The sequence below is a fragment of the Amycolatopsis sp. NPDC054798 genome (assembly GCF_053611505.1).
Window position 1 is genome coordinate 1 of sequence record NZ_JBSHAM010000121.1, and the last position, 8,444, is coordinate 8,444.

7 protein-coding genes are annotated in these 8,444 nt (G+C 68.9%); 3 read left to right on the forward strand and 4 right to left on the reverse strand.

What is annotated here, in order from left to right:
• The first annotated feature begins 506 nt into the window (after positions 1-506).
• Positions 507-944, forward strand: coding sequence for an SRPBCC family protein (locus tag ACWGIC_RS40150; RefSeq protein ID WP_452081188.1), 438 nt, complete (start codon positions 507-509; stop codon positions 942-944).
• Positions 945-965: 21 nt separating this feature from the next.
• On the opposite strand, the gene ACWGIC_RS40155 is transcribed toward ACWGIC_RS40150, so the two are convergent.
• The 4 genes from ACWGIC_RS40155 to ACWGIC_RS40170 all read right to left on the reverse strand — a co-directional run bounded on the left by ACWGIC_RS40155 (position 966) and on the right by ACWGIC_RS40170 (position 6,701).
• Complete coding sequence (locus tag ACWGIC_RS40155) at positions 966-2,627, reverse strand: fumarate hydratase (protein WP_452081189.1); 1,662 nt, start codon at positions 2,625-2,627, stop codon at positions 966-968.
• 837 nt (positions 2,628-3,464) lie between these two features.
• The gene (locus tag ACWGIC_RS40160; protein ID WP_452081190.1) at positions 3,465-4,496 is read right to left on the reverse strand and encodes a sigma-70 family RNA polymerase sigma factor; all 1,032 of its coding nucleotides are present in this window, start codon (positions 4,494-4,496) and stop codon (positions 3,465-3,467) included.
• A 277-nt stretch (positions 4,497-4,773) separates the two neighbouring features.
• Positions 4,774-5,199, reverse strand: a complete 426-nt coding sequence (gene dtd, locus ACWGIC_RS40165) for a D-aminoacyl-tRNA deacylase (protein ID WP_452081191.1) — start codon at positions 5,197-5,199, stop codon at positions 4,774-4,776.
• Positions 5,196-6,701, reverse strand: a complete 1,506-nt coding sequence (locus ACWGIC_RS40170; RefSeq protein ID WP_452081192.1) for a DUF7782 domain-containing protein — start codon at positions 6,699-6,701, stop codon at positions 5,196-5,198. The genes dtd and ACWGIC_RS40170 overlap by 4 nt, the downstream gene beginning before the upstream one ends.
• A gap of 19 nt (positions 6,702-6,720) precedes the next feature.
• On the opposite strand from ACWGIC_RS40170, the gene ACWGIC_RS40175 reads away from it, so the two are divergent.
• Both ACWGIC_RS40175 and ACWGIC_RS40180 read left to right on the forward strand, forming a co-directional pair.
• Positions 6,721-8,013, forward strand: a complete 1,293-nt coding sequence (locus ACWGIC_RS40175; RefSeq protein ID WP_452081193.1) for an amidohydrolase — start codon at positions 6,721-6,723, stop codon at positions 8,011-8,013.
• 8 nt (positions 8,014-8,021) lie between these two features.
• Positions 8,022-8,366 (forward strand): DUF3099 domain-containing protein, encoded by a 345-nt coding sequence (locus ACWGIC_RS40180; protein WP_452081204.1) that lies wholly within the window; start codon positions 8,022-8,024, stop codon positions 8,364-8,366.
• The last annotated feature ends 78 nt before the right edge of the window (positions 8,367-8,444 follow it).

The following is an 8,444-nucleotide window of genomic DNA, read 5'->3' on the forward strand; positions in this document are numbered from 1 at the left end:
GTATCGGGGTGCAGGGCGGGGTGTGGCTGCGTTGGTGGGGTTGGGCGCGCGGGCTCCGGTGGGGTGGGTGGGGCGCGGGGCTTGGGTGCGCTGGCGGGGTTGGGTTCGCGGGTGGCGGTTGAGTGGTGGGTGGGGGCTAACGCCCCAATGTGGCATTGGGTGCGTGGGACGCACCGAATGCCACATTGGGTGCATCTGACGCACCCAATGCCACATTGGGGGCGTCGCTGCCGCCCGGGCGGGGGCGGGCCGTGAAGGACTCCTTGAGGGAATCTAAGTCCGGGAAGGGGTCCTTCACGGGCGGCAGAAGTTCGTGAGGGGAACCCTGAGGGAATCTGGGGCTGTGAAGGTGGCCCTCACGGAATCGCGGGTGCATGTGAGTCCACAATGGACCCAGTTGTAGCGGAGCCAGGTGCGGAGGGGGTCGTGAGTGGCGATGCCGGTTAGAACCGGCATGGGCACTCGCGAGGATGGCCACGGAGGCCGCGCGGCTCTAGGCTCTGCGTATGGGAACTCGCCAGGTTTCGCGCAGTGCGGTGGTCGCTGCTGCGCCGGAACGGATTTTCGCGTTGCTGGCCGATCCTGCTCAGCATCCGCTCATTGACGGGTCGGGCACTGTGCGGGCCAGTCGCGGGTCGGCGCCGGATCGGTTGTCGCTGGGGGCGCGGTTCGGCATGGAGATGCGGATGGGGGCGCCGTACCGGATTCAGAACACTGTGGTGGAGTTCGAGGAGAACCGGCTGATCGCCTGGCGGCATTTCGCCGGGCATCGGTGGCGCTGGCTGCTCGAGCCGGCGGGGGAGGGGCGCACCGAGGTCACCGAGACGTTCGATTGGTCTACCGCACGGTCGCCGCTGGCGATTCGGGTGCTGGGGTTTCCCAAGCGCAACGCCGAGGCCATCGAGAAAACTCTCGCCCGGCTGGGCGGGATGTTTCCTGGCTGACCTCGGCGTCGCGAGAGGGAATCAGCGGAAGCTGATCTGCAGCACCGGTTCGCTGGTTTCGGAGAAGAAGTCGTTGCCCTTGTCGTCGATGACAATGAACGCGGGGAACTCTTCGACCTCGATTTTCCAGACCGCTTCCATGCCGAGTTCGGCGTACTCGAGGACGTCGACCTTCTTGATGCAGTCCTTCGCCAGCCGTGCGGCGGGGCCGCCGATCGAGCCGAGATAGAAGCCGCCGTGTTCCTTGCACGCGGCGGTGACCTGCTTCGAGCGGTTGCCCTTCGCCAGCATCACGAGCGAACCGCCCGCGGCCTGGAACTGGGCGACGTACGAGTCCATCCGGCCGGCGGTCGTCGGGCCGAACGAGCCGGACGCGTAGCCGTCGGGGGTCTTGGCCGGGCCCGCGTAGTACACCGGGTGGTCGCGGAGGTACTGCGGCATCTCCTCGCCGGCGTCGAGGCGCTCGGCGATCTTGGCGTGCGCGATGTCGCGCGCCACGACCAGCGGGCCGGTCAGCGACAGCCGCGTCTTCACCGGCAGTTGCGCCAGCTGCGCGCGGATCTGGTCCATCGGCTGGTTGAGATCCACCGACACGACCTCGTCGGACAGGTCGTCCTCGGTGACGTCCGGCAGGAAACGGGCCGGGTCGCGTTCGAGCTGCTCGATGAACACGCCCTCGCTCGTGATTTTCGCCTTCGCCTGGCGGTCGGCCGAGCACGAGACCGCGACGCCGACCGGGCAGCTCGCGCCGTGCCGGGGCAGGCGGATCACGCGGACGTCGTGGCAGAAGTACTTGCCGCCGAACTGGGCGCCGATGCCGAACTGGCGCGTCATCTCCAGCACCTGCTGCTCGAGGTCGCGGTCGCGGAACGCGTGGCCCAGCTCGGAACCCTCGGCGGGAAGGTTGTCGAGGTAGCGCGCGGAGGCGAGCTTCGCGACCTTGAGGTTGAACTCGGCCGACATGCCGCCGACGACGATCGCCAGGTGGTACGGCGGGCACGCGGCGGTGCCCAGGCTGCGCAGCTTCTCGTCCAGGAACCGGGCGAGCCGCTTCGGGTTCAGGACGGCCTTGGTTTCCTGGTACAGGAACGTTTTGTTGGCGCTGCCGCCGCCCTTGGCCATGAACAGGAACTCGTACGACGGGTCCGTCGCGTCAGTGTCTTTGTGATACAGCTCGATCTGCGCCGGGAGGTTCGTTCCGGTGTTGCGCTCTTCCCAGAAGTTGATCGGGGCCATCTGCGAGTAGCGCAGGTTCAGCTGCTGGTAGGCGTCGAAAATGCCCTGCGACAGCGCCCGCTCGTCGTCGCCGCCGGACAGCACGCCCTCGGTGCGCTTCCCGATGACGATCGCGGTGCCGGTGTCCTGGCACATCGGCAGCACGCCGCCTGCCGAGATGGCCGCGTTGCGGAGCAGGTCCATCGCGACGAAACGGTCGTTGCCGCTGGCTTCGGGGTCGTCGACGATCGCGCGCAGCTGCTGCAGGTGTGACGTGCGCAACAGGTGCTGGATGTCGGTGATCGCCGTGCGCGCGAGCGTCGTCAGCGCCTCCGGATCGACCTTCAGAAACTTCCGCCCGGCGGCCTCGACGGTCTCGACGCCGTCGGCGGTGACCAGCCGGTACTCGGTGGTGGTGTCCTTGCCGAGCGGCAGGACTTCGGTGTGCTGGAACGTGGTGGGCGGCACAGCGAGGCTCCTTTGCCCTGATCGGGATTGGCTCACGGTACTCAGCGGGTTCCGCCCGGTCGCACCGGCGCGGGGGCGCTGTGGGGTAGCGCACGCCGCGGGCGCGTCCGCGAGTTCGAGCGCGGGCATGGTCGGGAGGCCGGGCCCACCCCGACGGACCCGACCTCCCGGGGAAAGCGGACCGGATGCGCACACATCCGCCCCGCGTGACTAACGGGACCCCGCCGGCGCGTTGACCGGACGCCGCACGGCGGGAGTCGCGAACGCTTGCTACCCACCGCCCAGAACCGCCAAACGCGAACGAGACGCTAATTCCACGATCGGGTGCGCGGAGTGGTGACGGGATTGCGCTGGGTGTCATCAGCAACCGGATCAAAGGGATAAATCAGGGCACGGAAGGAGGAATATGCGCTCTTTAGGAGGCTGAAGTGGCCAATGGGGCTGAGGGGGCTCTTGGGGCTGGTGAGGGTGATGTGGCGATTTGTCGGCACTGTGGACGGCTCCTGAAGAGGCGGGCGGCCCGGCGAAATCCGGGGCCGGACACGGCAAAACCCCCGGTCCGGAATCCGGATCGAGGGTTCTGGCGCAACCAGCGGCGCGAGCCGCTTCCCACCGAAACAATCTTCTGGCCGAGGGTCTCCGTCCCGCCTGACCGGGCCCCACCCGGTCCCCAACGGAAGCCCCGACCTTGCCTGCCCGCGTGCTCGCCGCGACCCGGCTCACCGGACCCCACGCCCGGTCAGCCGCGTCCGGCAGCCCGAAATCAGCCCGCCGGCAGGCTTTCCCGCCCTCCCCGGGACTTGGGCCCCGAACCCCGGCCCCGGAGAGGGAAGAAACTCAGCTGGCGTACGCCCGCAGCCGGTCGGCCCGCTCGCCCTGGCGCAGCTTCGCCATGACCTCGCGCTCGATCTGCCGCACACGCTCACGCGACAGGCCGAAGTGCTTGCCGATCTGGTCGAGCGTCCGCGGCTGGCCGTCGTCGAGGCCGTAGCGGAGCCGGATGACGTGCTGTTCGCGGTCGTCCAGCGTCGCCAGGACCCGGCGGAGGTCGTCCTGCAGCAGGCCGGAGATGACGGCGCTTTCGGCGTCGGTCGCCTCCGAGTCCTCGATGAAGTCGCCCAGCGGGGCGTCCTCCTCGGTGCCCACCGGCATGTCGAGGCTCACCGGGTCGCGGGACTGGTCGAGCAGGTCCGAGATCTTGTGCACCGGAATGCCCGATTCGGCGCTCAGCTCCTCGTGCGTCGCGTCGCGGCCCAGCTGCTGGTGCAGGTCGCGGCGGATCCGGGCCAGCTTGTTCACCTGTTCGACCAGGTGGACCGGCAGCCGGATGGTGCGGCCCTGGTCCGCCATGCCGCGGGTGATGGCCTGGCGGATCCACCACGTGGCGTACGTGGAGAACTTGAACCCCTTGGAGTAGTCGAACTTCTCCACCGCGCGGATCAGGCCCAGGTTCCCCTCCTGGATCAGATCGAGCAGCGGCATGCCCCGTCCGGTGTAGCGCTTCGCGAGCGACACCACGAGCCGGAGGTTGGCCTCCAGCAGGTGGTTCTTCGCCACGTGGCCGTCGCGCATCAGCGCGCGCAGCTCCTTGCGGCGCTGCGGCGTGAGGTCCTCGGCGGTGTCGAGCATGTGCTGGGCGAAGACCCCGGCTTCGATCCGCTTCGCCAGCTCGACCTCGTCGGCCGCGGTGAGCAGCGCGGTCTTGCCGATGCCGTTCAGGTACACGCGCACCAGGTCGGCGGCGGGGCTCTGGGCGTCGAGGTCGGCGTCGGTGAGCGCCCCCACGCTCGGACGCTCCTCGGTCTGCTGTGCTGGAATCCCGCGCTCGCGAATCCCGCGCGCTTCGCGTTCGAGAGTCTGGACTGACATTCTGCCTCCCCGGTCACGGGCTGAACGTGTCTCGCCGGCGCCTGCGGGACGGGGCCTGTGGAATCCCGTGTCCGCGGGCCCAGCCGGCTTGGCTGGACACCGGTCTCAACGCTCCGGGAAGGTGAAACGTTCCCGGCTCGCTGAAATGAGGACGGGCGTACCCGCCTCGCGGTTGCTCCACCAAAACTGAGGTTTTGCTGAGAACCGCTCCGCTCCGGGAAAAGCGTGCGAATCGCGCGCTGTGCCTTCGATGTTACGCGGGCTCATCCAATGTGGTCTAGACCTCAACGAGAACGGTGAACGGGCCGTCGTTCACGCTTTCCACCGCCATCTCCGCGCCGAACCGTCCGGTCGAGACGGTCGCGCCGCGGCCGCGCAGTTCCGCCACCACGGCGTCCACCAGCGGTTCGGCGATTTCCGGCCGGGCGGCGGCGGTCCACGACGGGCGACGGCCCTTGCGGGTGTCGCCGTAGAGCGTGAACTGCGACACCACGAGCAGCGGAGCCCCGGTCGTCGCGCACGATTCTTCGTCGCGCAGCAGCCGGAGTTCGTGCAGTTTGCGGGCCATCGTCCCGGCTTTTTCGAGATCGTCGTCCCGGTGCACGCCCAGCAGCACGAGCAGGCCCGGTTCCTTGATCTCCCCGGAAATTTCCCCCGCGACGGTCACGCTCGCGCGGGTGACCCGCGCCGCTACCGCCCTCACTGCGGCGAACCCGGCACGAGCATGCCGTGCCGCACAAGTTCGCGGACGATCGGCAAAGCCGCAGCGGTCAGTTCGGCCGAATCGAGGCCCTGCGCGGCGGACAGCAGGTCCAGCAAATCCGACAGCGGCAGCGCGCCGCGGCAACCGGCCAGCAGCCGCGTCGTGAGTTCGTCGACCTCGTGCTGCCAACCCGGTCCGTCGGTGCGATGCAACCGCCGCACGGTCGTTTCCCAGCCTTCGTCGCCGGGGGAGTCGACGCGTTCGAGCAGCACTGTGTCGGGTACCCGGAACGCTACGTCCAACACATTGTCGCCGTGCGTACGCAGCCACTCGACGCGATCGAGCCAGTTCGCTGCTTCAGGGCCCAACGGGTCGTCGTAAGCCTGTCGCAGGTCTTCGCAGACGACAGTCGGCGTCTGATCGTTTGCGCGCCGCAGCGTCACGAAGCCGAATCCGATGCCCTGTACGTCGTTTTCGGTGAACCAGTCGAGCCACGCCGCGGCCTTGGCCCGGCCTTCCGGCGAGCGCGGGTCGATGCCTTCGTCGCGCAGCCAGGTGCCCACGTACAGCCCGGGGTCGGCGACGTCGCGCTGTACGAACCAGGCGTCGGTCTCGGGCGGCAGCCAGCGCGCGACGCGGTCGCCCCAGTCTTCGCCGCGTCGGTGCAGCCAGGACGCGAGGAGCTGACCGGTGCCGCCGTCGTTGAGGAAGCTCGGCAGCTGACGCACGACCAGCGCGCTCGCATCGTCGCCGGCCAAGCCGGAGTCGCGGTAGGTGTAGTCGACGCGCGGCGGGCCGACCACGAATGGCGGATTGCACACGACCTGGTCGAACCGGCGGCGCGCGACCGGCGCGAACCACTCGCCGCGCAGCAGTTCGACCTCCAGCTCGTTCAGCCGGAACGTGCCCGCGGCCAGTGCGAGCGCGCGGGCCGACACGTCGGTCGCGGTCACTCGCTGAGCGTGCCGGGTCGCGTGCAGCGCTTGGACGCCGTTGCCGGTGCCCAGGTCGAGCAGGGTGCCGACCGGGCGGCGGCTGGTCGCGCGGATCAGGCTGAGCGACGCGTGCCCGACGCCGAGCACGTGGTCCTCGGGCACGACGTGGCCGAGCATGTCGGCGTCGAGATCGGAGACCACCCACCATGAGCCGTCCTCGTCGCCGTGCGGGCGGATGTCGAGCGCGGCGCGGAACTCGTCCCCGACGGGCCGCAGGATGCCCGCGGCCACCGCGTCGTCCGCGGTGAGCGGCGCGAACGCCGACGAGACGGTCTTCTCCGGCTCGGCGAGACCGAGCAGGAACAGCCGGATGAAGGTGCCGAGATCCCCGGCGTCGAGGCTTGCGCGGCGCGCGGGTTCGGGCTCGCCGCGGCCGAGCGCTGTGTGCGCTGCGCCGCCGAGCGCGTCGACGACGCCGTCAGCGTCGTAGCTGGCGCGTCGGAACGCTTCGCGCAGCCGTGCGCAGACGTCGTCGGAAAGGTCAGGAAGAGGCGTGTTCGTGCTCACGGTGGGTAAGCCTGCCACGATGAGCATCGTGACCACCGAGACCACCGAGCGTGTCCTGGCTCCGCTTGAAGCGGCACTGCCGGAGCTTGAAGCGCTGTACGTCGATCTGCACCGTCATCCCGAGCTGGCGTTCACCGAAACCCGCACGGCAGCAGAGCTAGCCCGACGGCTGACTGAAGACGGCTTCGAGGTGCACACCGGCATCGGTCGCACCGGCGTCGTCGGCGTCCTGCGCAACGGCGAAGGACCGACTGTGCTGCTTCGTGCGGACATCGACGCGTTGCCGGTCGAAGAGCAGACAGGGCTCTCGTACGCGAGCACTGCGCGCGGCGTCGACTCCGAGGGCCGCGACGTGCCGCTGATGCATGCCTGCGGCCACGACATGCACGCGACCTGGCTCTCCGGTGCCGCGCACCTTCTCGCTGCTTCGCGGGACGAGTGGTCTGGCACGCTGCTCGCGCTGTTCCAGCCCGGCGAAGAGGCTGGCGACGGTGCCGCCGGGATGGTCCGCGACGGGCTCTTCGACCGGGTCGGCCGCCCCGACGTGGTCTTCGGCCAGCACATCGTGCCTGGTCCGGCAGGGTGGGTGCTGACCCGTCCGGGCGTGATCATGGCCGCGACCGACACTCTGCGGATCACCCTGCACGGTCGCGGCGGGCACGGTTCGCGTCCGGAGACCACCGTCGACCCGGCTGTGCTGGCCGCGTCCGTGGTGCTCAAACTGCAGACGATCGTGTCGCGCGAGACCGCTGCGACCGAGCCTGCCGTGGTGACGGTCGGCTCGATGCACGTGGGGACTGCGGCGAACGTAATCGCTGACCACGCTGTGCTGGAGGTCAACACCCGCGCCTTCGACGACGCTGTGCTCGTGCGGTTGCGCAAGGCGATCGAGCGGATCGTGAACGGTGAAGCTGCTACCGCGGGCGCGCCTCAGCCGCCGACGGTGGAGGTCGTGGCGTCGTATCCCGTGACGGCGAATGACGCTGCTGCGTCGGATGAGTTGACTGAGGTGTTCCGTGGACACTTCGGTGCTGAGGCGACGATGCCCGCGCCGTTGGTCACGGGCAGCGAGGACTTCAGCGAGTTCGGGCGGGCGGCGGGGGTGCCGTCGGTGTTCTGGCTGGTTGGCGGGCTTGACGCGCAGCAAGTTATTACCGCGATGACGGAGGGGCGGTTCGAGACTGACGTGCCGTCTAATCATTCGTCCAAGTTCGCGCCGGTGCTGCATCCCACGTTGCGGACCGGGGTGGAGACGTTGGTTGTCGCGGCGTTGTCCCGGTTCGCCCGCCCGGGTGTCGCGGAAGGGCGGTGAGTGAGACGATGGAACGCGGAGGTGGTGCTGTGAACGCACCCCACGGAGCCGATCCCCGCCCCGAACCTGTGTTGATCACCGAGGCCGAGCCGTCGCTGGACGATCAGCTGGCGGCGCGGAAGCGGAAGTACGTCATCATGATGGTGTGCCGGATTCCCTGCCTCGTGCTGGCCGGGTTGACTTATCACACGTGGTGGCTGGCGATTTTGTTTTTGGTGATTTCGGTGCCGTTGCCTTGGATCGCGGTGTTGATCGCTAATGACCGGCCGCCGAGGAAGTCGGAGAAGGTTAGTCGGTATGCGCGGGACGCCCGGCAGATTGAGGGGCGGAAGCATCGGGTGATTGACGGGTGAATTCCGTCTGAGGGGGGCGGCTCGTCGCCTGGCGGCGACATTGCGCCCAGGTGAGTTGGGGGCACCCCGAAGCCAATT